Origin of the sequence: Winogradskyella sp. J14-2 (genome assembly GCF_001971725.1) — a bacterium.
Classification (GTDB): Bacteria; Bacteroidota; Bacteroidia; order Flavobacteriales; family Flavobacteriaceae; genus Winogradskyella.
In genome coordinates, this window is sequence record NZ_CP019388.1 from 2,040,179 (window position 1) to 2,065,402 (window position 25,224).

A 25,224-nucleotide genomic window follows, 5' to 3' on the forward strand; every position below is an offset into this window, starting at 1 on the left:
ATGAAATTACTCTTTATCGAAAACAGGTATAAAACCTATTTTTTTGAGCCAATAGCGCATAGACTTAAGTCTGAAGGACACGATATATACTGGATTATTCAAAACAGGGAGTTTTCCCCTTCAGAATCATCCAATACGTATTTTATAGACTATCCTAAAGGTAGATTTGACTATGAAAAAGCAGAACATGTTGAGAAGGTTATCATAAGCGATAGGCAGATCAACCACTTCAACCAAAAAGACACCTCATATTTTTATTATTATGACAAGAAGATAAATGAGCTACTCAATGCAATACAGCCCGATTTGGTATTTGGAGAGTCTACGGCCTTTCATGAACTACTTACCATAGAAAACTGTAAAAAACGTAATATTCTTTATTTAAACCCATCAACATGTAGGTATCCTGTTGGTCGGTTCTCGTTTTATAAATATGATACATTAGAGCCTTTTTCTGGTAGTGGTGAAGTTTTAGAAACCAATGAAGCATTGGGTATAGTCAACCAAATTGTTAACAGAGAAACGGCGCCCAATTATATGGTACCGGTTACAACTTCAAAAACCACCTTGCTTAAGGATAAGATAAAAAAAACGCTAACGTATTATAAAGGCGAAATCTATAATACCCCTAACCCAATCACAAAATATAAACTAGAAAAAAACAAAAAGAAAAACATCATAAGATGGGATAAAAACGCTTTAACAAGTATTGAAAGTTCAAGCACCATAAAACTACTTTATCCGTTACAAATGCAACCTGAGGCAAATATTGATGTTTGGGGAAGGCCTTACAGAAATCAGCTCAAACTCATAAAAGACCTAAGTCTTGCTCTGCCTTCAAACGCGCAGCTCTATGTAAAGCCAAATCCAAAATCCAAATACGAATTAGGGAAAGATTTAATACATTTTGTTGAACAGACAAACAACATTAAGGCATTACACCATTCTACCAAAATGGACGACGTCTTACCAGTAATGGATTTAGTAATTACGGTAACAGGCACCATAGCCATAGAGTGTGTTTTATCTAATACACCTGTGGTCTCATTGGTAAACACCATTAATACCAAAGCCAATAACTGTAAGTTTGTAACCGATATTAAATCGGAGTTGCCTCATATTATAAAAATAGTTTCAGAAGATACCTTTCCAAAAATCTCTGATGAAGAAAAAATAGCGTATATTAATCTATTAAACCAAACGAGCTTTAAAGGTATTGTTTCAGATCCGTTAAGTGATGTAGGCTGTGTAAGCGAAGAGAATATTAATGATATGTTTGTCGCGTTTAGTACATTGTTGAATGATTATAAATGTAACTAGGATAAATGTTTTCAAGAAAAATCAGGTTACTTAATAAAATCGTTTATATTGAACTAAGTGAGGCTCCCTTTTATGAGCTTAAGGATTCTCTAATTTTTGGCTTCCCAATAAATTTAGAAGATTCATTTTTTAATCTTAAGAATGAAGTTTTAGGTAATAAACTAAAAGGCTATTGGCTTAAAATTGACTTTACTGACAATAAAATAACCATTACTAACGATATTTTAGGGGGCTACAGGCTTTATTATTATGAGGTCGCAAACAAAATTTATGTATCAGACAACCATTTTAAAATTCTTGAGAAGCTTGAACGTAGTGCAATAATAAAGAATAAGATTGAGTACGACTTTTGGCTAAAACATCGTTATACGACTGGAAAATCTACTTTTATTGAAGGCCTAAACAAGTTGAGCCCAGCAAGTATATTAGAAATATTAGATTATGATATTTATGAAAAAACATATTTTAAGGATATAATAAGAAAGTCAAACCCTGAAAATCATAAAAACCAAGTACACAAGGACTTATTAGAAACTTTTGCCAAAATAAAAAAATCTACTAATAAAGTAATTTTATTATTCAGTGGGGGTAAAGACTCTTGTCTTTTGTTGCAGTATTTATTGTATTATAAAATTCCTTTTAAACCTGTTTTTTTAAAATTAAATCCTATTTCTAAGTTTGGACTCAACGATATTAAGAGAGTAAGGGCTGTGGCAAAGGAGTTAGAATTAGATTTAGATGAAATAGAAATTGAATTATCAGTTATTTCCAAAAAGCAGAAAGAAGATATAGTAGAGAAGCAATTATTTGATAGACATTTTTCTTTATTGCACTTCATTGGCAGTAAAGCTATAAGAGAAAAATATGGTAAAGAATGCTTGGTTATTAATGGGCAGAGTTCAGATAGTATTTTATCTTTTGGCCCTTCCGAAAATAGTACAATGAGTTATTTTAGGCGGCACATAATGTACAAGCCAAGAACCATTATATCTAAATTAGGTCTTTTACTATTGATATTAAAAACAAAGAAGAAGTTTAGACTTCCTAAAAACAAAGACGAGTTGTTATTCGCCTTATTTGATGAGTATAAATACACAAGAGTTATAGATAATAATACAAGTAAGGAATATGTTAACTACATAAATGATTATATAAATACCAAAACCAAAAAACTAGAATCTTTTCATTCCAAAGAAATGTATGTTAAGATTTTATCCTTTTGCCAGGGCTCGGATAATCAAGTGGTTGTTAACAGTTCTAAGGCTAACAATCTCCTAACTATAATGCCTTTTGCTACACCAAACATTATATATGAAACAATAGAACTCAAAGACGAGAATTTAGAAATAAGGAAACCTAAATATGTAATTGAACAAATTTTAGAGAACCAATTCTCATTCTACTATAACAATTTAAAATTAAAAGAGGTCGATGCAAGCGATGTTTTGGTTGATATGAAAAGTAAAATACAGAATATAGTAGATGAAAAATTCATTGAAAGAGTTAAAAATGTTTTTGACTAACTTTAAAGCATAACAGTAACAGATTCAAATTCTTATGAAAACTAAATTCTTTTTTTGTGTATCGGTTTTATTAACCTTTCTTGGTTGTACTAAAGAATATAACTTTTATGAGGAGGGGTCGGCAGGAGACAACCCTTCTCAAGCAAAATATGTCTTTGTTAATGAAGAATATTCTATTCAACCAAACACAGATGTTTCTTCCGCACTTCAGCAAGCAGTGGATGAATCAGATGGAGCTATTTTGGTTATAGATGCAGGTACTTATTATTTAGATTGCCCAATAGTATATACTCCGAAGATGAACATGGTAGCAAACACAAATATCTCAAATATTCTAAACCCTACAGGACTAAAAATACAAGGGGATGGGATAAATAGTACGATTTTTATTAATAGAAGTAACGATTATGCTTTTCAGTTATTAGGGGTAACAAATGATAACAATGACTTGGTCTTCAATAAATTTCAAACTAACGGGTTTTTTAATGATTTTTCAATTTATAGCCCAAGTTTACCGTCTGAAAATGGGAATGATATGGAGTGTAACCCTGATATTGAACCACCTAAAGGAGGCGTACTTATGTTTGGATGCAAAGCGTTTAGTTTCAATAATTTTAGTGTAGCTGGTTTTGAAAACAATAAATTCTCTGAACATGGAATTTACATCCCTTTATTATCTTCTTTAACAACTGACTACCCATTTGAAACGTCTTATTTGAACGATTTTGAGGATTATGTAACGCATAATGCTAATATTAGCGGAGGTTTTCAAGTTATAGATATTAATCTTATTTACGACAATCCTGATTTTTATGCCTCTACTTCCACAATTTTAAACAATGTAGAAATAAATAATTGTAATGGATTTGCATTAAACGGGGAAAATGGAGTAGGGTTTAACTTTAGCTCAATTAATCTCAAAATTTATGGATGTGAAGATGGGGGAATATACACAGAGGGTCATTCATCAACGATTGAAGGAGGCTTTATTTTGGGCTGTGGTTTTAATGGCACAACTACGTCTGCAGGTATAATTATTGATAGGCGAGGTGCAAATCCAAACGGGTTTTCAGTAAGGGATGTTGAATTTGATGGTAATAATAACTATCACATTTGGCTAAAGTCGTCTATAAATGCTGAGATAACATTAAACAGATTCGTAAATAATCAGAGTATAAAAAGCAGCTGTAAAATTGGTGGTGCTCACAATAATTATGGTTTTATTTCAGGGATTAATCTCAATAACAATTTTTTTAGATACTCTGAACAAATCTTACCTAACTACCAAAATGCAATTGAATTAAATAATTATATTAAATATTCAATTTTTAGAGATAATACTCTAGATACAGGTGCGGCTTCAAACAGCGCGAACAACTCTAACTTTTATGAAATAAAACCAGGTTTTTCTCAAGGCAACAATTTAGTTATTCATAATGGAATAACTCTAGTTGACAATAACAATTCACCTTTTTTTATTGTCGATAATCGTTCAGCATCAAATTTAACTATACAAACAGGGAGTAACCGAGAAAAAGTAAATTGGACTGACATTATTCAAGATAGTGCTAATTCATTTAATTTAGATTCGGATAGTTATCTAACAACATCTGTTGGTTACCACACTTTCAATTTAACATTAGGTATAGATGATTTAGGCGTGGGGAAGACTATAAAAGTTGACTTTGGATATGAAGAAAATGGGTCTTTTGTGCCATTAAACTCTCAATTTCACACATCAAACACTAATGGATATAATACAGTTACATTTTTAGCAAATGTTTATTTAAGTAGTCCAAAAAACATAGAGGTAAGAATAACAAATAATTCAGGTGACGACTTTGATTTATTATCTGGCCCAAATGTCACTAATTTTTCAGGAAATTTAAACTAATGAAAAAAATTGTAACATTAGTTGTTGGGTTAATACCTGTTGGACTTCTGAGAAAAGTACTTTTAAACATACTTGGGCACAAAATCTCTTATAATTCCAAATTTGGAATTAACATTCTCTGGGTAAAACATATTTCTTTAGAAGAAGACAGCAGTATTGGACATTTTAACTTTATAGCAAATAAGTTGGTTCGTCTAGAAAAAAAAGCTTTTATAAAAAATTTCAATTACTTTAGAGGACCCTTTGATGTTTACATAGGGAATGAATCGGGTATTTCTAATAATAATAAGTTTAGGAGAGCAAAGTATCCAATTTCGGTTGGCGATTCTTCGCTGCAATTAGGAAAAAATTCATTTATAGTATCTGGACATTTTGTTGATTTAACAAGAGCAGTGAGCTTTGGGGATAATTCAATTTTAGCAGGAATAAGAAGTCAAATTTGGACACATGGTTACTATCATGCAAATGATGGTTCCGATAGGGTTAGAATAGATGGCGATGTTGTAATTGGCAATAATGTCTATATAGGTTCTAGCTGTATATTTAACCCAGGTATTAAAGTATTGGATGCCATACATATAGGAGCAGGTAGCGTAATATCTAAAAACCTTGAAGAATCTGGCATGTATGTTGGTCAAGGGCTTAGATTTGTTAGTAAAAATATTGACGATATAAAATCTAAGCTACATAAAGTGGAAGACGAAAACTTAGTAGAAGACGTATATTATAAATGAAAGCCAAAAATGAGAAGATAAAAAAAGAAAGTTCTAAGATAGAATGGGTTTACAGGGCTAAGGGTCTTGGAATTTTATTAGTAGTTGCTGGTCATATACTAAGGGGATTAAATAACGCAAACTTATTCTCTGGTTCAGTTTTTACCAATATTGATTATGTGCTTTATACATTTCATATGCCTTTGTTTTTCTTTTTATCAGGAATTTTTTTCTTAAGAAGTCTAAAAAAAAGAGGTTTAAAGTCCTTTTTGTTAAATAAAGTTAATCTTCTATTGTATTTGTACATTATATGGTCTATTATTCAATTAATAGTTCAGGTTTTATTAAATAAATATATAAATGGACATGCTGATTTTAAGGATTTTTTGGAAATTTTATATTTACCAAAAGGCCAGATGTGGTTTCTCTATGTTTTATTATTAATTTTTATTATAAACGCTTTTATTTTCTCGAAGTTTTCTGAGGGGTATAAAAATTTTATACTTACAATATCAATTATAGTGGGTATTTATCTTAGAGTTATTACTATAGAAGATTATTATGTAATTGATAAGTTGTCAGCTAACTTTTTGTTTTTTCAATTAGGCATTATGTGGTCAATGCTTAGTTTTAAATCATCATTAAATAGCGTTAATTATTTTTTTGCCGCTATAGCAATGGTCTTGGTCTTTACGGCTGTTACTTATTTTAATATTAATAATAATAGATTAGATTATGATAATCAAATAATAGCTGCAATTGTAGGGATTTTATTAATCAGTCTAATTTCTCAGGTTATAAAACTAAAAACTCTGTATAGCTTAGGTAAATTTTCTTTACAAATATATTTAGCCCATATTCTATTTGCTTCAGGGGCAAGAATTTTTCTTCATAAGTTCTTAAATGTTACCGATATATATTTGCATATTATTGCAGGAATAACTTTTGGGGTTTTTGGACCATTGGTATTGGTTAGAATTAGTGAAAAGTATAAAATATTTAAATTTCTGTTTGAAAATAAAATAAAAAAAATCAATGTCACTGATTAAACCAGCATACTTGTTGATTACCTCATTTATTATATGGCTTATTGCTTACTTGTCAATACCAGCTACATATATAAATTTAGGTGAGTCGTTGTGGTTTCCAATACTAACATTAACTTTTTTTAACCTGTTATTTGTTTTAGGCTTAAATACTGTAAACGGAGTACCTAAAAAGCATCCTCAAATATCTATTCAAAAAAAACAGATTATCATACTTTTATTGTTTGGGATTGGTGTTTTAGGGGCTACTTTAAGAGTTTTTCAAAGGGTATTTATACAAGAAATATATTTCGCCGAAGATTTAGTAAAAACCAGAATGGATTTGATGGCAAATGAAGGAAATTCTGGTTTAATTGGTGTGATTTCTGCCGTGGCCTATCCGTTTACCACAGTTACCCTAATGCTAGCTATACTATGGATTAAGAGCATAAGAAAGAGTTTTTTTATAGTAATATTCTTAATTGGTCTTTATCCGATTTATGATTCTTTTTTAACAGAAAGTCGTCTGTTAATTGTATTTGTATTAGGTATGCTAGTTGTTACGGTATTGGCTTCAAAAATTAGTTTTTTTAAATCATTTACCACCTTTAACTTTCATAAGCTACCCCTTTTTAGGATACCAACGATATTAAGACGAAAAAGGGTATTTATACCGTTAATAATTATTTCGGTGGGTTTTGTGATTTTTAGTCAAAAAGTAATAAATAACAGGTTGGCTGCTTTTGGATATAAAGATACTCTTACAATTTGGGAGTATTATCACGAGACAAAAATTGATAAAGATTTTAAACAAGAAGTTAAAAGAGAAAACTCTATTGTACAAAAAAACAAACAAATAGGGATGTATAGTTTAAAGCACTATTTTTCACACAGTGTTTTTGAGTACGTAAGGCTTGTAAACCATTTAGAGAGTTCTTATGGTTATTATTATGGGCTTTTTGAGTTTTATACTTTTATAAAGTTTGCAAAAATTATAGGTTTTGACATTCCTTCTTTTTCTGAATTAAATGAAGTTTCATACAAACCTGCAGTTTATACTACTTTTTGGGGGCCGTTTTTTATAGATTTTGGTGTTTTTGGTTTTATCATAAGTTTCATTTTAGGACGCTTCACTAAGCGCATGTATTTAAAAGCTAGAGAAGGCTCAGAGTCTGCGATACTAATTTATGCATTTATTGCGGTAATAATTTTAGCTTCTTTCTTTGTTAACTTAGCAATGGGTGGAAACCTGTATTTTCTTAACGCTATATTTATAAGCATACTATTTATAAAGTTCTGGCCAAACAAAACAGTTATTACAGTGTAAATGAGTTTAAGAATAATTTACTTAAGTATCGTACTTCTTCTTATAGGTTGTCGTAAGAATTCACATACTACTCCCAAAGAACGTACTTTAAGAGAGATGAGTGATCAATGCTGTGTAAAAGACTCTACATTTATAAAAGGCGACGTTAGGCGTTATGGTATTTATCCTAAACGTTCTTTTACCAACAATCAATGGAGTGAAGTGGTTAAGCTGGCCGATAGAGGTATGCCTATAACATTTAATAAAGGCATGTACTATGGCAATATTATCCTTAAAGGGGTTGATAGTATTACCATATACTTTGATGATGCTACAATAGCTGGAGGAATCCAAATAATAAACAATGGAGATGTAGCGTCCAATAGCATAACCCTATCTGGTAAACTAACCGTCTTAGACAAAGTGTTTATACGCCAATCTAGTAACATAAAATTTGACGAACTCAATATTATTTCAGATACATTAAACAACATTTATAAAAAGAAAAATAGAGGGTTAAGTATCTATGCTGGTTCAAAAAAAATAAATATAGATACTCTAAGAATCATGGATACAGGTGGCACTGATGATGACTTTTACACCTATAGTGCTGCAGCGATGCAGGTGCATGGTTATAATAATAACCCAGAAATGATTACTGTAAACTATTTAAAAATTAAAAATGCAGCCAGGAGTGCGCTTTATCTAACAGGTAACAATCACAAAATAGAAAAAGTTGAGATTAACAACTTTGGATATGGATCTAATAATAATATGTTTGGACTGGAAGACGCTAAGCCAGAAGCTCAAAAAGTATTCTCTGGAGCTTGGTTTAACAAGTGCAACGATTGTACCATAGATACGTTAATGATTAATGCAAAGAAAGGTAACAAAACTTACAGTGCAAGATTTGACCTTGGCGTATATTCTAAACCATGCATAATAAATACTATTAAGTTTAACAGTATTGCTAAACAGATGCCAATAGAAGATGATGTGCTTACCAACGTACTTGTAAAAAGGGTCTTAAAGGATGATTAAACATAGAGACAGTATAATATACAGCTTGTATGGGATCATTTGTTTGGCCTTTATATTGTCTTATGCTATTACAAATATTGCTTCAGTTTTATTGCTGGCCATGTTCTTTATAGATAATAAAAGTGAATTGGTCGATAAGTTTAAATACATCAAAACGAATAAAATTATAGGGCTATATATTGCTTTTTTTGTTATACAACTAGTTGGTTTAATCTACACCTCTAACCTTAATGAAGGTCTAAGAAGGATAACTGTTATGCTTCCGCTGCTGTTTTTGCCAATGGTAGTAATTTCAGAACGCAAAAATGATTCCTGTTTTGCTAGATTAATGAGTGTTCTTCAGTTTGCAATACCCATAATTTTTGTTGTGCTAATTTTTTTTCACGTCTTTTACGATGATAGAGTAATAAGCACTTTTGTTCATTTTACCATTGAAGAAAAATTAGGAATAAGTCAATTCTATTTAGTTTTTATACTCATATTACCCTTGTACGTTTCTTATCAAAAAATTTTAGACAAAAACAAGGTTCTATTAAGTAGTCTAACGTTTTTAACAACTTTGGGCATAGTGTTTATTTTGGGTAATAAAACGATTATTATTTTACTTTTTATTTTAGTGGGTTTCTATTTTATAAACAACCTTAAGAACTTGAGAAAATTTATTTTAAGCATAGTTGCGCTGGTTATTCTGGGAGTGGCTTCATTCAATATTCCAATTGTAAAAGAACGCTTTGTTACCATGTTTAAGACCATGGACTTTGACATGGAAGTTATAAAAACAAAAAACAGTTTTACTGTAACCAAAAACACATTAGAGCATAGAATTTTAATAAACTATCTTTCTTTTAACGAAATTATAGAGGCTTTACCCTTTGGTGTTGGTACAGGCGATGTAGAAGATGTATTAAAAAAACAATATAAAGAGGCCAATTTTAAGGCTGGAATGTTAAATAACTTTAATAGCCACAATCAATATTTTTATGAGTTTTTTAAAACTGGGCTTTTGGGTGGAGTTACATTCATTGTATTGCTTTTCTTTTTAATTGAAAGAGCGTACCATTCAAATGGTTTGGCTCTTATACTCACAATTTTCTTTGCATTAGCTTGTTTTATTGAGTCCTATCTTTTCAGACAGCATGGAGTTACTATATTTGCGTTTGTAATCCCTCTATTTTTAAATCAAAAACTTAAAACCAATCATAAATGAAGATATTAAGAATTTTTATTATTAGTATGCTCGTTTTTTTTTCATGTAAGAATGAAGAAAAGCAAAGAGAGAATACAGAGAGTTCAAATCCTAAAGAGGCGTTTAACGACTCTAGCTACGTTTTAGACCCTAAGTTTCCAATAGGTGACGCAAGAAGATATGGTGTTACCGCAAGTACGGCAAAACTAAAACACCCATATACAGGTAAAAATAGATTTACAACCACACTAGATCTAGCCCAAGAATATGGTTTAGAGATGACTTTTCCTAGCGGTTTTTATAAAATGAACTTAGATTTATCATCTTATAAAGATCTAAAACTCAACTTCAATAATTCTGAGTTTAGCCTAATTCAAATAGTTCAGATGAACGATTCTCTTCCTATTCCCAAGAATATTACATTAGGCGGAACATTAGTAGCCTTTGATAGACTTGCCATTACAGAAGCTCAAAATATAATTATCGATTCAATAATTATTAAATCCGATAAACAAAAAAATCTTTTAAGTGGAAGATCTAGAGGCTGCCACATTTATCATGGAAGCGAAGATATTAAGATAAAATATCTACAGGTTAATGACTTAGGGTCAGATCCAATAAAAGATAAATATACACACGCTGCGTTGGCAATTGATGGTTGGAATAATAATCCTGTAAATGTTCAAATTGAAGAAATATATATTAAATCTACAGACAGACATGGTATTTATATAACAGGAAAGGACCATTTAATTGGCGATGTTATTATAGACAGATTTGGCGTGGGCTCTTCAGAGGGTATGGATGGTATGCAAGACGCTCAGCTTGGTGAGGAAAAAGAGTTTAAAGCCCTGTGGATCAACAAATGCTATGATAGTTTTATTGAAAATATAACGATTAACGAAAAAGATTCTAAAGCTAAATACAATGCCCATTTTGATGCAGGAGATAAGACTAGGCCATTTACAATAGGAAATTTTAAAGTTATAAACGACAATCCTAAAATAGATACCTTAGAGGAAGAAAACAGTGGTGTAGTTATTGAAATTATGGACTAACAGAAGTAGTTTCCTGAATATTGAGCTGGCAGATATGATAAAGTATATAAAAAAACACGCCATGTTTGGTGTAATTTTTACATCTGCAAAAGCATTGGTATATTTTGTGCCATTATTACTTGCAGATGTTTTAACAACATCAGACTTTGGGATTTTAGAATACGCTTTGGCTGGATTGGGCATGGTAACTAATGCCTTGTTTAACCTTGGTGTACCTGGTGCTTACCCCTACTTTATAATTCGAAAAGAGCAAAGCGAAGTAAAACATGGATTTTCGCTACATCCAATAATTCTTTTAATCCCATTCTTAATCAATCAAATAGCATATTTTGTCCTTGATCTAGATCTTAGTTTTTATTTAGCTTTTAATATTTCTTACATCATTTCTAACCAAGTCTTTTACTCTACACAACTAAAATCTCACGAAAAATCGAGTTTTGCCGTAATTTTAGACTCTGGACTTTACATAGTTCTTTTTTTGCTTTTTATAGCTTACAAAGTAGGGCTAACAGATACTGATATTAATACCATTAACACCTTTATTCTTTGTTACTCTTTTATTTATATATTCATAGCCATTTATAGTTTTTTAAGAAATAAGAGAAAAAACCTTGTCACGGCATATAAAACAATATTGCGGTTTAGCATTCATCTACTTATCTCTACTTTTTTAATTTTTTTAATTACAACATCGGGTAGAATATTGGTCGAATATTTTTTTGGCTTTGAAGAGGTTGGTGTTTACGCCTTTTACTTTAGGTTGGCGGCTATTGTAGTTATGATTCATCAAGTAATTAATATTGCTTTTTTTAAGAAGATTTACACAGCCAATCCTTTAGTATTAGATAAATATTTTTCTATATTTTTTGTTCTTATTAGTATACTATCAATTATAATTTATTTGGTATCGCCATATATTGTAAGACATTTATCTGATTTTTTTAATAATACTTACGAACGCTTTAATGACATCTATTTTATATTATCCGCTCAAATGGTTATGTGGATAGCTAGCGCATTAAATTCTAATATTATTGACAGGGAAAATTTAGCAAAAAAAAATAATGTGTTTTTTTTCCTTCTTATCTTGTTAGTGTTAGTGCTTATTTACCTTTTTAGATATAAAATGACGTTTTCAGATTTAATATACATACATTTCTCTAGCATTTATATAGCTTGTATGATTCAATTCTTTTCGCTTTCAAGAAAAAGGATATTTTTTAAAAAAACAGGCGCTATACTTACACTTATATTTATTTTTCAGAGTAGCTACTATTTTATTAATTTCTAATGTTAAACATTGCAAAAACATACGGTTTTTTTTATGCCAGCATTCTTTTTGGGGTGTTTATCTGGTTGTTTTCTTTTTTAATATTACCAGCAAAAGCAGTTGAGGTTTTTAAACTAGAAACGGCCTTGTTTATACTGACGTGCTATACTACTCTTATCTTGGGTTTTACAATAGTTAGTTTTAAAACAGTTGACAGATACAAAGAGATTAATAGTAAGCGACTTATTAATTTTCTTACATTTCTTTTGGTCATCTGTTTTTTGTTGAGATGGGTAGATCTTTTTGGCTTCAGAAAGGTGTCTTTTTTTAATGATTCGTTTGAAAATAGAAGACTAAGTAAAATACATAGCGATACAAATATTATTTTCATTCTAGCCTCAATTTTAAAATCTTTATATTTTTTTCCTTTTGTAATACACCTCAAATTGGGTTTTAAAAAAAGAATTGCATCTGTCGCGGCAATTATAATTTTATTTTTTCCACTGGTGGAGGCTTTACTTTACGGAACAAGAAAGCCATACTTTGAAATAGCAATCATAATTTTTATTTCATTACTTCTTTTCAGGAAAATTAAATTAAAGATTTTTAACATTTTTGCTTTTTTAACAATATTATTCTTATTAATGACAGTGTCTTATAAAGTCATGTTAAAAAGAGAAACAGAGCGAAGTTCTAAAGAGGATATTTATAAAGTTATAACTACAAGTCGATATAACGACTTATTAAAACCTAATAAAGAAGTTATAGGCTACTTAAACAACCCAAATGTTAACGTAAATAAAAAAAACTATACCTTAATTTTATTACAAACGGGTCAATATATTAACCATGGTGTCTTTGAGTTTAATCATATTTTAAATACTAATTTGCCAACTACTTATGGCCAATACACTTTATATCCATTTTTTAAGTTTTTTGCAAAAACGATAACAAAAAATAATTATGAAAACTTCAATCCGTCACCAAGAAAATATGTCTATCTTTCAGCTTTTGGAAGCTTTTATATAGACTTTAAATGGGCAAGTATTATAATTTTTTTTCTACTAGGGATTATTCAAAAATATTTTCATAAAAATTATAAGGGCAGTCTAATTCACTCACCAATGGTTATTTATCTAGCAATAATTAACATATTTTTGCCAATACTAAATTACTTAAGAGGCGCTGGAATTTATCCACTAATAGGGTTCTCTGTAATTTTAATTTTTTGTCACTTTTTTATAAAAAGAATAAATGAAAAAAGCACTGATACATGATTGGTATTATATAAATGGTGGCGCAGAAAAAGTCATACATTCCTTTAATAACATATGGGATGATTTTAATCATTATGCCATAGTAGATTTTTTAAATTATAAGGACAGGGCATATATTTTAAACGGTAAAACCGTTAATACAAGTTTTATTCAGAATTTACCAACGGCTAGGTCTAACCATAGAAAATTTTTACAATTCTTTCCATATGCAATAGAACAATTCGATTTAAGTGATTACGACCTTATATTAAGCTCTTCAGCATCTGTAGCCAAAGGCGTTTTAACACACCAAAATCAACTTCATGTTTGTTACTGTCACTCTCCAATGCGATATGCTTGGGACTTATACCATCAGTATTTAAAAGAATCTAACTTTGGATATCTAAAAAAAATATATGCAAAACGTGTTTTGCATAAAGTTAGAATTTGGGATGTTATAAACTCCAATAGAGTAGATGTATTTGTGGCAAATTCAAATTATATAAGTGGTAGAATTAAAAAAATATACAATCGCGAGGCAAAGGTTATCTATCCACCTGTAGACGTTCAAAAATTCACCTTAGAAAAAAGCAAAAGCGATTACTACTTTACAGCCTCTAGAATGGTACCTTACAAAAAAATAGAACTCATTGTAAGGGCATTTAATAGGATGCCTAGCAAAAAACTCATTGTAGCAGGTGCAGGTCCAGAGCTAAAGAAGATAAAAGCAATTGCTAAAGAGAATATAGAGCTTTTGGGATTTATTGAAGATGAAATATTGACAAGGTACATGTCAGAAGCAAAAGCATTTGTATTTGCTGCAGAAGAAGATTTTGGCATTGTACCTGTAGAAGCACAGGCCTGCGGCACTCCTGTTATAGCTTACAATAAAGGCGGTACCAATGAAACTGTTATAAACCAAAAAACAGGCGTTCTGTTTAATAAACAAACAGAAAAGGAAATCATAGATGCGGTAACCAGATTTGAAACTTTAGAGTTCAGCCATGAGCTAGTAAGAGAAAATGCACTTAGATTTTCTAAAGAACGGTTTGAAAAAGAAATGGAGGACTTTGTGCAATGTCAATACCAACAATTTAAGAATCGAAAATAATACAGGTATTTTCACAATAAACTATTCAATAAAATAGGGACTAATTGATATTTATAACAACGAAAAGCTCTTCTAATTAAAAAAGTAGGTTATTTTTGTCAACCAATTAATTTTAAATTAACAAGTAGAGATTGAGTTTATTCAAACACGGAAGATATTCAGGCTATTTAAGACCAATATCCTACTTTATAGATTTAAGCATTATAAATGGCATAGGGTTCTTGTATTTACTACCAAACCAGAATCCTTTTATTTTTTCGATATTTATATCTATAGGTTGGGTTTTGTTATCTGTTTACTCCAAGTTTTATGAAGTTTACAGATACACAAGGCCTGTTAATATACTCTCATTAATCGTTAAACAGTCCGTTTTATTTACACTGTTTGTGTTTGCTTTTTCAGGCTTATACCATGAGTTAAAGATCTATCCAAAACCAATAGTAAAATACGCGTTACTATCTTTTGTTTTAATAGGTGTTTTAAAGTTTACTGTGTACTATTTGCTTCAAAAGTATAGGGTTTCCTTTGGTGGTAACTACAGAACTACAGTTATCTTAGGGCTCAATAAAAAAACACTTTCTTTAGAGAATTTTTTTAATAAAAATCCTGAATATGGATATCTACACAAAAGAACATTCAACTTTAAGAATAAAGCGCAGACAATAAACGAGTGTTTTGAGTACATTTTAAACGAAACTATAGACGAGATATACTGTTCTATATCAGAGCTCACAAATTCACAAATTGCAGACATTGTAGATTTTGCAGATAATAATCTAAAAATTTTAAAGTTTATTCCAGATAGTAAGGAGATTTATTCTAAAAAACTTAGATACGAGTACTACGATTATATTCCTGTACTTACTTTGCGTAATATTCCATTAGAGGATTCGGCCAATATGCTTATAAAGCGATCGTTTGATATACTATTTTCTAGTATAGTTATAGTATTTATATTGTCTTGGCTAACACCTATTATTGCCATACTTATAAAATTAGAATCTAAAGGACCAGTATTCTTCAAGCAATCTAGAAATGGATTTAACTATAAGGAGTTTGATTGTTATAAATTCAGGTCAATGACGCCTAATAAAACGGCACATCTGCATCAAGCCACAAGAGGAGACCAACGTGTTACTAAAGTCGGAAGATTTATCAGAAAAACAAGCATAGACGAACTACCTCAATTTTTTAATGTATTATTTGGAGACATGTCGGTTGTTGGACCAAGACCACATATGGTGAGTCACACCAACATGTATGCAAAGAAGATAGATAAATTTATGGTAAGGCATTTTGTAAAACCAGGAATTACTGGCCTGGCTCAAGTAAGTGGCTTTAGAGGTGAAGTAGAGTCAGATAAAGATATTATTGGAAGAGTAAAATACGATATCTTTTACATCGAGAACTGGTCTATACTGCTAGATTTAAAAATCATAGCTCAAACCTTTATAAATGCTGTAAAAGGGGAAGATAAGGCCTACTAGAGCTTTTTTTTAAGCAACGATAGCTGTTTTCTAAAATCGAAATTTTTATAAGCTGTTTGTTGAATCTTTTGTTTTAAACCAACATCCAGTTTTTCTTTTTTTATAGATTTTATTGTTGAATTTAGATCATTATAATCACCAGCTCTAGCAACCCAACCTAGGTCGTGCTCATTAATGACATCTTCACCTTCACCTCCACCAAAATAAAGCATAGGTAAGCCTAATTTAGCGTATTCAAATATTTTTGAAGGTACAGAGCCATAGATTCTATGTAATAGCGGAATTACCACGATATCGTACTTTTTAAGCTCGCTATGAAGCTCGGCTCTCTCAACCCTTCCATAAAAGTGTATAGGTAGGTCCTTATTATTTTCGATAAAAGTTTTGATGTCGTTTTCTTCAACACCAGAGCCATATATGTGTAGTTCTATAGTGTTATAATCAAGTTCTTTACAAAGCTTTAGAATACCTTGTGCCACACCCAAAAGACCAGCATATACAATCTTTAGAGTATTACTTTCTAAGAAAGTTTCAGTAATGTCTTGTCGGTTGATATTTGGATAGTTTCTATAAAGAAACAATTGCGGTTTTGAGGTAATCTTACCTACATGAGTTAAGATCTCGTTACTCTGTCCTAAAACCAAATCAGCAGCTTTGTAATTAAAATGTTCTAGTTTTTGAAGCATTTTATAACCAAACCCTTGTTTTAAAGCGCCAAGTTCAAAACCAGCACTAGGCCAAAGGTCACTAACGTTTAAGATGAGTTTTCGTTTTTTAGACCGTAAAAAAAACATACAAGTAAAAGCAACCAAGAGCGGCGGAGATTGCACAATGACTTTATCCGGAATTTTATGCCACATAAAAAACCACACCAAACTCATACTGTAAGATAGCATAGCAAATAAACGCACAAACTTGTTTTTAGATTTACTAGCATATATCCAAAGCCTAACAATAGTGATATTATTCTCACGAGATTTCACTTTGAATTTGCCCTTGTAAGCATCAAAAATTTTACCAGTAGGATAATTTGGTAAAGGGGTTACCACAGTAACATTATAGTCAGATTGTAAGCCTTCAGCTAAATGAAAAATACGGTTAGAAGCAGCACCAATTTCTGGTGGAAAATAACTCGTTATTATCATTATGTTTTTCATTGGCTTAATTTATGAACGATGTAAACTGTTTTAGTTTCCCTGATTTAGAACGATCTAGTTTTGCAACACGATCAAAAGTAATAGAAATTCCTGGCTCTAAATATTGAACCATCGCCTTTCTAATAGTTTCTTCTTCACTCAATAGGAGTTTAGTTTTACTCACATATGTTATCTTAAAAACATCTAACTGTAATTGCTCTATAACAAACTCGGATACGTTTCCATCGTTTTCAATAACGCTTTTGGTAATGTAGTAAAAGGTAAGTCCAGCTGCAGTTTTTCCGCTTGGTAAATGTGCAATATCGTTAGTACGACCTATTAATTGTTTTAAAATAGGCTTTTTTAAGGTGCTGTTTTCATCTAAAATCCCTATGTCTCCAATATCATATCGAATAAAGGGATGCGCTTTATTGTAAAGCGAGGTAATTACAATGCGCCCTTCTTGCCCATAAGGCAGTATATTGTCATTGTCATCTAAAATTTCAACATACAGCGTTTCGCTATTAACCTGCCATTGATCTTCGGTATTCTGAAAAGCGATGAGGTCTAATTCAGACGCTCCATACTCGTTTACAATCGGTAGTCCAAACTGTGTTTCTAATAGTGTTTTGTCATTATCAAAAAGCATTTCAGAAGTAACGATGCAGACTTTTAAAGTAGGACAAACAGTTTTTAAAACAATATCTTTTCTTTTAAGGAATTTGGCAAATTGTACTATAGAACTTGTGTAGCCATTGATATAGTCAAAAGATGTAGATTGAAACTTTGCTAATACGTTTTTAAAAGCGTTATCACTCAAATCAAAAACCGAAAACCGATAGCGATGACTAAACCAATCTTTTAATCGTTCTTTATAATAGCCTTTTTTATCCAGAGGAATCCCGTAAAATCGAGCTTGTTTAGAGGTGTTAAAGTCAATACCAAACCACCCAAAACGATTCATTATTTCAGCCCAAGTAAGTGCATGGCACCATTTGTCTTTTGCAAAAATAAAAGGATCTCCAGAGCTGCCAGAGGTTTTGTTTACATACACAGAATTTGCCGTATAGCCATCACTTAAGCGTTGCTCTAAGGGTTGCTGTAAATGACGCTTGGTCATAACAGGTAAGGACTCCCAATTGTTAATATTAGCCGTCTTGCTAAACGATTTATAGAACTTGTTATTTTCTGTATGAAAGGATACAATTTCTCGCCGCTTAGTCTTTAAATAGACCTTAAATTCATCATTATTGAGTATTTGAATATTTTGCAAAGCAGATTTAGCCTTGGTAATATCAAAGCCATTAAGTTTTAAGGAAAAATTGAATAGTTGCAAGATCTAAAATGAGCAATAAGGTTTATGTAAATTAATTGTTTTTTCATCGTAAAACCAATTATTTTTGCGCAAACAAAACACAATCATGAATATTTTAGTCTTAGGGTCTGGCGGAAGAGAACATACATTTGCATGGAAAATTACGCAAAGTAGCAAGTGCACTAACCTTTACGTTGCACCAGGAAACTCAGGCACAAGTGCCATAGCAACTAATTTAGACCTTTCGGTTACCGATTTTAAAGGCATTAAAGATGCCGTACTAGCTAATAATATAGAATTGGTTGTTGTTGGGCCAGAAGACCCTTTGGTACAAGGTATACACGACTTTTTTCTAGAAGACGAAGCAATAAAAAATGTGGCTGTAATTGGCCCTCAAAAAGCAGCCGCAGCGTTAGAAGGATCGAAAGAATTTGCCAAAGAGTTTATGTCGCGACATAATATTCCTACAGCAGCTTACCAGAGCTTTACCAAAGATAATGTAGAAGAAGGCTATAAATTTTTAGAAACTCTAGAGGCTCCGTACGTTTTAAAAGCAGATGGGTTAGCAGCAGGAAAAGGTGTTTTAATTCTTAATGATTTAGAAGAAGCAAAAACCGAATTAAAACATATGCTCGTTGATGCCAAATTTGGTAACGCAAGTACTAAAGTGGTTATTGAAGAGTTTTTAGATGGTATTGAGTTAAGTTGTTTTGTGCTTACAGATGGGAAGGATTACAAAATACTGCCAACGGCAAAAGATTATAAAAGAATCGGAGAAGGTGATACAGGATTAAACACTGGAGGCATGGGTGCTGTGTCTCCCGTGCCATTTGCTACGGATGAATTTTTAAATAAAATTGAAAATAAAATTGTTAAACCAACAGTTGATGGTTTACAGAAAGACAATTTACCATATGTAGGTTTCATTTTTATAGGATTGATTAAAGTAGGCAACGATCCAAAAGTCATTGAGTATAACGTAAGAATGGGAGACCCTGAAACTGAAGTGGTTTTACCAAGATTAAAATCAGATATAGTTGAAATTTTTATTGCCATGGCAAACGGTTCACTGTCCGATGTGTCTATAGATATCGACGAGCGTGCCGCAACAACAATTATGCTAGTATCTGGTGGATATCCTGAAGCTTATGAAAAGGGTAAGGAAATTACAGGACTAGAAAAGATTGAAGACGCTATCTTATTTCATGCAGGAGCAAAAGATACAGATGGTAAAGTGGTAACTTCTGGTGGTCGTGTTATGGCTGTAACATCTTATGGAAACACGTACCAAGAAGCCATAAAAAAATCTTATCAAAATATAGAAAAACTACATTTTGATAAGATGTATTATCGTAAAGATATTGGATTCGATTTATAAATAAGAGTGAGAAGTAATACTCTTGTCCTCTTCGTTGTTAGCGTTGTATTTTGCTAATTGCTTCATCCAATAAACAAATGCAACAAAACCAATAGCCATAAAAAACCAAGACATAATGTTTGCGGCAAACCAAGAAGAAAGCTCTAATTCTCTTAAATAATCTAATGGTGCAAACAATACATTAACAAATAAATCTTGTATTGCGTAAAAGAAATCCTTCATAACTTTATAAATTTACTCGGCTAGCGAGATTTAAATTATATTTATACTCACATCCAATTTAGCTTTGCTAAATAGCTAAAACATCTAATTGGATAACAAAAATACAAAAACAGTAAATGATTACAAGCATTTTTAGTAAATCTAAGCCCATAAACTTTATAATGGTTGCAGGTTTTGTGGTTGTACTCTTTATCACTTCTAATTTTACCGTACTTTTTACAGATATAAATTTAATTTTAAAGGCTTTAAGTAGACTGGTTATTACTGTTTTTTTTATTTTTCTTTTAGATTTTATTATTTCAAAAAATAATCTTACCAAGAAAAATAGTTATGCCATAATGACTTTTGGTTTGTTGTTTGGTATGTTCCCAGAGGCGTTAAAAAATTCAGATCTATTGCTTGCTAATCTATTTATATTATTAGCCTTAAGACGCCTAATTAGTTTACAAACCAATCTGCATATTAAGAAAAAGCTTTTTGATGCTGGGTTTTGGATTATGATTGCAGCACTATTTTATTTCTGGGCCATTTTATTTTTCGCCGTTGTCATAGTAGCTTTAATTTACCACTCTAAAAACAACTTAAAAAATGTAATTATTCCTTTTGTTGGTGTCGCTACAGTAATCTTATTATTAGTTGCCTATAATATTATTGTATATGATATGTATATAAGACCAACTAATTTTAGCCGTTTTGCAAGTGTTGATTACGCTGTATATAATAACAAAGCTTTTATTTTAAAGTTTACAGTTCTATTTACGTCTTTTGTATGGATACTGATCTACTTCTTTAGAAGTATACAAGACAAAAACAAAAAATTGAAGCCCTCTCTTTTTCTTATTGCTTGGTCTTCTATTATTGCTATTCTAATCGCTATAATTGCGCCTCTTAAGGACGGGAGTGAATTTATCTTTTTATTTGCACCATTTTCTGTAATTATGGCAAATTATATCGAAGTTGTTTCAGAAAAATGGTTCAAAGAAGTTTTCATTTCGTTACTAATAATAACACCTGTCATTAGTTTATTGCTGTAATTTATTACCAAAAGCTAAGTCTCCAGCATCACCCAAACCAGGTACAATGTAACCTTTCTCGTTTAGTGTATCATCGATATCTGCAATCCATAGATGGGCCTTTGCGTTAAAATGTCTAGAAACAAATTCAACACCTTCTTGCGCACCAATAACACTTACCAAATGAACATCCTTAGGTGTGCCAAAGGGTTTAAGCGCTTCGTAAGTAGCTACCATGGATTGTCCCGTAGCTAACATAGGATCTGCAAGGATTAAGGTTTTGTCTTCAAGGCTTGGGCAAGCTAAATATTCAACAATAATTTCAAAACTTTCAGGATTGTGTTTGTGGTGTCTGTATGCAGAAATAAATGCGTTTTCTGCTGCATCAAAGTAATTTAATAAACCACTATGCAGAGGAACTCCTGCTCTTAAGATTGAGCATAATACAATATTATTTTTATATAAACTTGTATTGTGGTTGCCTAAAGGGGTTGCTGTCTTGTGTGCTTCAAAATGAAGTGATTTGCTTAATTCATAACCTAAAATTTCACCTATACGCTCTATATTTCTTCTAAAACGCATACTGTCTTTTTGAACATTAACCGCTCTAATTTCAGACATAAAAGTATTTAAAATTGAAGGCGTTTCAGAAAGGTTATGAATTTGCATAATGATGTCTTTTGCTTAAATGGCTAAGTTAATAATTCAAAGTATATTTGCATATTCAAATCAAATTATTCCATATGTTTTCAGATAAAGCAAACAGTATTTTTCAAGATGTAATTAAAACCTATAAAGTTTTAAATACCGTAGATCAACCATTTACAAACAAGTATGATAAAAATGAAGATCTTATTGCACATTTACTATACAGAAAATGTTGGATAGATACTGTACAATGGGCTTACGAAGATATTATTAGAGACCCAAATATTGATCCTGTTGCGGCATTAAAATTAAAACGTATGATTGATGCTTCTAACCAAGACAGAACAGATACTGTTGAATACATTGATAGTTATTTTCTAGATAAATATAAAGATGTCGAGGTAAAGCCAGATGCTAAGATTAATTCTGAAAGTCCTGCTTGGGCTATAGACAGACTTTCTATTTTGGCATTGAAAATCTATCATATGCACTTAGAGACTGTGAGAGAAGACGCTACCGAAGCTCATAAAGCAGCCTGCCAAAAGAAATTAGATGTTTTACTAGAACAACGTAAAGATCTTAGCACTGCAATTGACGATTTACTAAACGATATCGCCAACGGAGATAAATACATGAAAGTTTATAAACAAATGAAAATGTATAACGACGATGAGCTTAATCCTGTTTTAAGAGGGCAAAAATAAGCCGTCATCCTGAACGTGTTTTAGGATCTCTTTTCTGAAATTAATGTCAGCAGCTAAACACATACTCGTCATAAGATTTTCGGCAATGGGAGACGTTGCTATGATGGTACCTGTGTTGCGTACATTAACCTCACAACATCCGCAAGTAAAAGTAACCGTTGTTACCAGAGCGTTTTTTAAACCTTTATTTGAAAACCTACCAAACGTTGAGGTTTTTACCGCAGACCTTAAAGGCAAATACAAAGGTGTTTTAGGACTTTATAAGCTGTCAAAAGAACTTAGAACGTTAGGTTTTGATGTTGTTGCTGATCTTCATAACGTTTTACGAAGTAAAATTTTGAAGCTGTTTTTCTTCGGAAAAATAGTGATTCAGATTGATAAAGGCAGAGCAGATAAGAAGGCTTTAGTTTCTGGTGAAGCAGTAAGACAACTAAAAACTACACATCAACGTTATGCAGATGTGTTTAAAGCATTAGGCTTTCCAGTTGATTTATCACAGCCAAAATTTCCAAAAGCAAAACCTTTATCCAAAACAGTTTTAGATTTAGGTATTAGCAGCAATGAAACTTTAATAGGTATTGCACCATTTGCAGCTTACGAAAGTAAAACGTATCCGCTTGAAAACATGGAGGCCGTTATTTCAGAATTATCTAAAGAGTACAAGGTTATCTTATTTGGAGGTGGTGTTAAAGAAATAGAAATACTTAATGACATTGAGGCTAAGTATAATAATGTAGTTTCTGTTGCAGGAAAAATGTCGTTTGATGAAGAGTTGGAGTTAATTTCAAATTTAGAATTAATGCTTGCCATGGATTCTGGTAATGGCCATTTAGCCGCTATGTTTGGTGTAAAAGTGATTACGATTTGGGGAGTTACCCATCCTTTTGCTGGTTTTGTGCCTTTTAATCAACCTAAAGATTTTCAGCTTACAGCAGATCGCAGTCAATACCCAAAAATACCAACATCTATTTACGGTAACAACTATCCTGAAGGCTATAAAAACGTAGCAGGAAGCATTGCTGTAACAACTATTATTTCAAAAATAAAGTCTGTAATATCTGCCTAAGCAAGAGTCTAATAGTCTACTGATCTAAAAATCTAAGCATCTAGTTTACACATCGTCATAATCCACAACAATAGTTGCAGATGTAGGATGTGCTTGGCACGTAAGGATTAAACCTTCAGCCACTTCATTATCTGTAAGAATGTTGTTTTGTCGCATCTTAGCATCGCCTTCTGTAATACGGGCTATACAACTGCTACAAATACCACCTTGGCAAGAGTACGGAGCGTCAATATCTTGTTTTAGTGCAGCTTCAAGAATGGTTTGCTCTTTAGACATTTCAAATTCAAAGTCTTCATCGTCCACCAATACTTTTATTTTGGTATTGCCAGATAAATCTTCAACCGAATTTTCATTTTCTGCGACAACAGGAGCTGTAAACAATTCAAAGAAAATGGCTTTTTCTTTAATGCCGTTTTCAATTAAAGTATCTTTTACGGTGTGAATCATGGCTTCTGGTCCGCACAAATAAAATGCTTCTATATTAACACCTTGGTACTTGTTTTTAACGATAAGATTAACCGTGCTTTTTTCTATACGACCTAAAAGTGCACCTTCTTCGCGCGATTGGCTATAAATAAAATGGACATGAAAACGATTACCGTAATTGGCTTGCATTTCTACTAAATCTTTAAAAAACATCGTGTCTTTTGAAGATTTGTTACCATAAACTAAAATGAAATTACTAAACGGCTCTTCTTCTAAAAGTGTTTTGGCAATGCCTAAAATCGGTGTAATACCACTACCTGCAGCAAAGGCAGCAACGGTTCTTGTTTTAGCTTCGTTGGGTTCAAAAACAAAGCGACCGTTGGGCTCAGCAACCTCAATAGTATCTCCTGCTTTTAGCGCGGTATTGGCGTATACCGAAAATGTACCACCATCAACCGCTTTTACGGCAACAGTTAGATCTCCACTGTTTTTTGATGCGCAGATAGAATAGTCCCTTCTAACAGCTTCACCATTAATATCCGTTTTTAGAGTAATGTATTGACCTGCTTTAAAAGAAAAAGTGTCTTTTAAGTCCGTAGGAACTTCAAAAGTTATAGCTACCGATTTTTCAGTAACGTTTTCTATGGACTTTATAGTAAGATTGTAAAATTGTGACATTGCAAAAAAATTTATGCAAAAATAAGGAAGGATGGTTGTTTTGACGATTTTTTTAAGATTATTATAATACCTAAGAAACTTATACATAAGAAAATTATGTATATTTGTGCTACTATGAGTAATTCAAAATTATATAAAGGGAGTTTAAATACCATCATTTTAAAGTTGCTAAACGAAAATGATAAGATGTATGGCTACGAGATTACCCAAAAAGTAAAGGAGCTAACCAAGGGTGAGCTTAAAATTACTGAAGGAGCACTCTATCCTGCTCTACACAAATTGGAAGCGCAAGGTTTGCTAGATGTTGAGGTAGCCAAAGTAGATAATCGATTAAGAAAGTACTACAAGCTAACCGAAAATGGTACCAAAGAAACCGCAAACAAGCTCGAAGAATTAGCGGAATACATAAAAACAATGCAAGCTTTGGTAAATCCTAAATTGGCTTAAG

23 protein-coding genes are annotated in these 25,224 nt (G+C 31.7%); 18 read left to right on the forward strand and 5 right to left on the reverse strand.

The genetic code is table 11. The features are described 5' to 3' along the window. The 13 genes from BWZ20_RS09295 to BWZ20_RS09355 all read left to right on the forward strand — a co-directional run bounded on the left by BWZ20_RS09295 (position 1) and on the right by BWZ20_RS09355 (position 16,190). Positions 1 to 1,320: a hypothetical protein gene (locus BWZ20_RS09295; protein ID WP_076619317.1), complete on the forward strand. Its 1,320-nt coding sequence runs from the start codon at positions 1 to 3 to the stop codon at positions 1,318 to 1,320. Positions 1,321 to 1,325: 5 nt separating this feature from the next. Further along, positions 1,326 to 2,843, forward strand: a complete 1,518-nt coding sequence (locus BWZ20_RS09300) for a hypothetical protein (RefSeq protein WP_076619319.1) — start codon at positions 1,326 to 1,328, stop codon at positions 2,841 to 2,843. A 34-nt stretch (positions 2,844 to 2,877) separates the two neighbouring features. After that, positions 2,878 to 4,737 (forward strand): hypothetical protein, encoded by a 1,860-nt coding sequence (locus BWZ20_RS09305; protein ID WP_076619321.1) that lies wholly within the window; start codon positions 2,878 to 2,880, stop codon positions 4,735 to 4,737. Further along, positions 4,737 to 5,471: an acyltransferase gene (locus tag BWZ20_RS09310; protein ID WP_076619324.1), complete on the forward strand. Its 735-nt coding sequence runs from the start codon at positions 4,737 to 4,739 to the stop codon at positions 5,469 to 5,471. The genes BWZ20_RS09305 and BWZ20_RS09310 overlap by 1 nt, the downstream gene beginning before the upstream one ends. Then, on the forward strand, positions 5,468 to 6,499 hold the full coding sequence (locus BWZ20_RS09315; RefSeq protein ID WP_076619327.1) for an acyltransferase family protein: 1,032 nt from the start codon (positions 5,468 to 5,470) through the stop codon (positions 6,497 to 6,499). Before BWZ20_RS09310 ends, BWZ20_RS09315 begins: the two co-directional genes overlap by 4 nt. Next, positions 6,486 to 7,802 carry a hypothetical protein gene (locus BWZ20_RS09320; RefSeq protein ID WP_076619329.1) on the forward strand — a complete coding sequence of 439 codons (1,317 nt, stop codon included), beginning with the start codon at positions 6,486 to 6,488 and terminating at the stop codon, positions 7,800 to 7,802. The genes BWZ20_RS09315 and BWZ20_RS09320 overlap by 14 nt, the downstream gene beginning before the upstream one ends. Next, positions 7,803 to 8,822: a hypothetical protein gene (locus BWZ20_RS09325; protein WP_157358372.1), complete on the forward strand. Its 1,020-nt coding sequence runs from the start codon at positions 7,803 to 7,805 to the stop codon at positions 8,820 to 8,822. It abuts the gene before it with no gap. After that, a complete protein-coding gene (locus tag BWZ20_RS09330) occupies positions 8,815 to 10,029 on the forward strand; it encodes an O-antigen ligase family protein (protein WP_076619332.1) in 1,215 nt (404 codons plus the stop codon). The genes BWZ20_RS09325 and BWZ20_RS09330 overlap by 8 nt, the downstream gene beginning before the upstream one ends. Then, positions 10,026 to 11,066 carry a hypothetical protein gene (locus tag BWZ20_RS09335; RefSeq protein WP_076619334.1) on the forward strand — a complete coding sequence of 347 codons (1,041 nt, stop codon included), beginning with the start codon at positions 10,026 to 10,028 and terminating at the stop codon, positions 11,064 to 11,066. Before BWZ20_RS09330 ends, BWZ20_RS09335 begins: the two co-directional genes overlap by 4 nt. A gap of 34 nt (positions 11,067 to 11,100) precedes the next feature. Then, positions 11,101 to 12,357, forward strand: a complete 1,257-nt coding sequence (locus tag BWZ20_RS09340; protein ID WP_157358374.1) for an oligosaccharide flippase family protein — start codon at positions 11,101 to 11,103, stop codon at positions 12,355 to 12,357. Beyond that, entirely contained in the window at positions 12,357 to 13,613 is a 1,257-nt protein-coding gene (locus tag BWZ20_RS09345) for a hypothetical protein (protein WP_076619338.1), read from the forward strand. Before BWZ20_RS09340 ends, BWZ20_RS09345 begins: the two co-directional genes overlap by 1 nt. Further along, positions 13,591 to 14,703, forward strand: coding sequence for a glycosyltransferase (locus BWZ20_RS09350; protein WP_076619340.1), 1,113 nt, complete (start codon positions 13,591 to 13,593; stop codon positions 14,701 to 14,703). The genes BWZ20_RS09345 and BWZ20_RS09350 overlap by 23 nt, the downstream gene beginning before the upstream one ends. Positions 14,704 to 14,834: 131 nt before the next feature. Beyond that, positions 14,835 to 16,190 carry an undecaprenyl-phosphate glucose phosphotransferase gene (locus tag BWZ20_RS09355; protein WP_076619342.1) on the forward strand — a complete coding sequence of 452 codons (1,356 nt, stop codon included), beginning with the start codon at positions 14,835 to 14,837 and terminating at the stop codon, positions 16,188 to 16,190. On the opposite strand, the gene BWZ20_RS09360 is transcribed toward BWZ20_RS09355, so the two are convergent. Both BWZ20_RS09360 and BWZ20_RS09365 read right to left on the reverse strand, forming a co-directional pair. Further along, positions 16,187 to 17,347, reverse strand: coding sequence for a glycosyltransferase family 4 protein (locus BWZ20_RS09360; RefSeq protein ID WP_076619344.1), 1,161 nt, complete (start codon positions 17,345 to 17,347; stop codon positions 16,187 to 16,189). The two genes, BWZ20_RS09355 and BWZ20_RS09360, sit on opposite strands and share 4 nt — an antisense overlap. Positions 17,348 to 17,351: 4 nt before the next feature. After that, positions 17,352 to 18,662: a phenylacetate--CoA ligase family protein gene (locus tag BWZ20_RS09365; RefSeq protein WP_083677198.1), complete on the reverse strand. Its 1,311-nt coding sequence runs from the start codon at positions 18,660 to 18,662 to the stop codon at positions 17,352 to 17,354. Between the two features lie 85 nt (positions 18,663 to 18,747). On the opposite strand from BWZ20_RS09365, the gene purD reads away from it, so the two are divergent. Further along, positions 18,748 to 20,019 carry a phosphoribosylamine--glycine ligase gene (purD, locus tag BWZ20_RS09370; protein WP_076619348.1) on the forward strand — a complete coding sequence of 424 codons (1,272 nt, stop codon included), beginning with the start codon at positions 18,748 to 18,750 and terminating at the stop codon, positions 20,017 to 20,019. Here the strand turns inward: purD and BWZ20_RS09375 are convergent. Continuing rightward, entirely contained in the window at positions 20,014 to 20,241 is a 228-nt protein-coding gene (locus BWZ20_RS09375; RefSeq protein WP_076619351.1) for a DUF6341 family protein, read from the reverse strand. The two genes, purD and BWZ20_RS09375, sit on opposite strands and share 6 nt — an antisense overlap. Positions 20,242 to 20,357: 116 nt before the next feature. Here BWZ20_RS09375 and BWZ20_RS09380 point away from each other — a divergent pair, with 116 nt between their 5' ends. Then, positions 20,358 to 21,275: a DUF6427 family protein gene (locus BWZ20_RS09380; protein ID WP_076619353.1), complete on the forward strand. Its 918-nt coding sequence runs from the start codon at positions 20,358 to 20,360 to the stop codon at positions 21,273 to 21,275. Here the strand turns inward: BWZ20_RS09380 and upp are convergent. Beyond that, entirely contained in the window at positions 21,264 to 21,923 is a 660-nt protein-coding gene (upp, locus tag BWZ20_RS09385; protein WP_076619355.1) for a uracil phosphoribosyltransferase, read from the reverse strand. The genes BWZ20_RS09380 and upp overlap by 12 nt on opposite strands. Before the next feature lie 74 nt (positions 21,924 to 21,997). Here upp and BWZ20_RS09390 point away from each other — a divergent pair, with 74 nt between their 5' ends. After that, entirely contained in the window at positions 21,998 to 22,606 is a 609-nt protein-coding gene (locus BWZ20_RS09390) for a DUF4254 domain-containing protein (RefSeq protein WP_076619356.1), read from the forward strand. 43 nt (positions 22,607 to 22,649) lie between these two features. Further along, entirely contained in the window at positions 22,650 to 23,672 is a 1,023-nt protein-coding gene (locus BWZ20_RS09395) for a glycosyltransferase family 9 protein (protein WP_232217095.1), read from the forward strand. Between the two features lie 45 nt (positions 23,673 to 23,717). Here BWZ20_RS09395 and BWZ20_RS09400 read toward each other — a convergent pair whose 3' ends face one another. Next, positions 23,718 to 24,776 carry a ferredoxin--NADP reductase gene (locus tag BWZ20_RS09400; RefSeq protein WP_076619358.1) on the reverse strand — a complete coding sequence of 353 codons (1,059 nt, stop codon included), beginning with the start codon at positions 24,774 to 24,776 and terminating at the stop codon, positions 23,718 to 23,720. A gap of 114 nt (positions 24,777 to 24,890) precedes the next feature. Between BWZ20_RS09400 and BWZ20_RS09405 the strand changes: the two genes are divergently transcribed. After that, positions 24,891 to 25,223, forward strand: a complete 333-nt coding sequence (locus BWZ20_RS09405) for a PadR family transcriptional regulator (protein ID WP_076619360.1) — start codon at positions 24,891 to 24,893, stop codon at positions 25,221 to 25,223. Position 25,224 lies beyond the last annotated feature (1 nt).

Bases quoted from the DNA above. Each gene is read 5' to 3' on its own strand.
- BWZ20_RS09325 (WP_157358372.1), top strand. From the start codon at position 7,803: ATGAGTTTAAGAATAATTTACTTAAGTATCGTACTTCTTCTTATAGGT.
- upp (WP_076619355.1), bottom strand. From the start codon at position 21,923: ATGCAAATTCATAACCTTTCTGAAACGCCTTCAATTTTAAATACTTTT.
- BWZ20_RS09405 (WP_076619360.1), top strand. From the start codon at position 24,891: ATGAGTAATTCAAAATTATATAAAGGGAGTTTAAATACCATCATTTTA.
- BWZ20_RS09340 (WP_157358374.1), top strand. From the start codon at position 11,101: ATGATAAAGTATATAAAAAAACACGCCATGTTTGGTGTAATTTTTACA.
- BWZ20_RS09400 (WP_076619358.1), bottom strand. From the start codon at position 24,776: ATGTCACAATTTTACAATCTTACTATAAAGTCCATAGAAAACGTTACT.
- BWZ20_RS09300 (WP_076619319.1), top strand. From the start codon at position 1,326: ATGTTTTCAAGAAAAATCAGGTTACTTAATAAAATCGTTTATATTGAA.
- BWZ20_RS09310 (WP_076619324.1), top strand. From the start codon at position 4,737: ATGAAAAAAATTGTAACATTAGTTGTTGGGTTAATACCTGTTGGACTT.
- BWZ20_RS09335 (WP_076619334.1), top strand. From the start codon at position 10,026: ATGAAGATATTAAGAATTTTTATTATTAGTATGCTCGTTTTTTTTTCA.
- BWZ20_RS09345 (WP_076619338.1), top strand. From the start codon at position 12,357: ATGTTAAACATTGCAAAAACATACGGTTTTTTTTATGCCAGCATTCTT.
- BWZ20_RS09305 (WP_076619321.1), top strand. From the start codon at position 2,878: ATGAAAACTAAATTCTTTTTTTGTGTATCGGTTTTATTAACCTTTCTT.
- BWZ20_RS09380 (WP_076619353.1), top strand. From the start codon at position 20,358: ATGATTACAAGCATTTTTAGTAAATCTAAGCCCATAAACTTTATAATG.
- BWZ20_RS09330 (WP_076619332.1), top strand. From the start codon at position 8,815: ATGATTAAACATAGAGACAGTATAATATACAGCTTGTATGGGATCATT.
- BWZ20_RS09395 (WP_232217095.1), top strand. From the start codon at position 22,650: ATGTCAGCAGCTAAACACATACTCGTCATAAGATTTTCGGCAATGGGA.
- BWZ20_RS09350 (WP_076619340.1), top strand. From the start codon at position 13,591: ATGAAAAAAGCACTGATACATGATTGGTATTATATAAATGGTGGCGCA.
- purD (WP_076619348.1), top strand. From the start codon at position 18,748: ATGAATATTTTAGTCTTAGGGTCTGGCGGAAGAGAACATACATTTGCA.
- BWZ20_RS09295 (WP_076619317.1), top strand. From the start codon at position 1: ATGAAATTACTCTTTATCGAAAACAGGTATAAAACCTATTTTTTTGAG.
- BWZ20_RS09320 (WP_076619329.1), top strand. From the start codon at position 6,486: ATGTCACTGATTAAACCAGCATACTTGTTGATTACCTCATTTATTATA.
- BWZ20_RS09315 (WP_076619327.1), top strand. From the start codon at position 5,468: ATGAAAGCCAAAAATGAGAAGATAAAAAAAGAAAGTTCTAAGATAGAA.
- BWZ20_RS09360 (WP_076619344.1), bottom strand. From the start codon at position 17,347: ATGAAAAACATAATGATAATAACGAGTTATTTTCCACCAGAAATTGGT.
- BWZ20_RS09375 (WP_076619351.1), bottom strand. From the start codon at position 20,241: ATGAAGGATTTCTTTTACGCAATACAAGATTTATTTGTTAATGTATTG.
- BWZ20_RS09390 (WP_076619356.1), top strand. From the start codon at position 21,998: ATGTTTTCAGATAAAGCAAACAGTATTTTTCAAGATGTAATTAAAACC.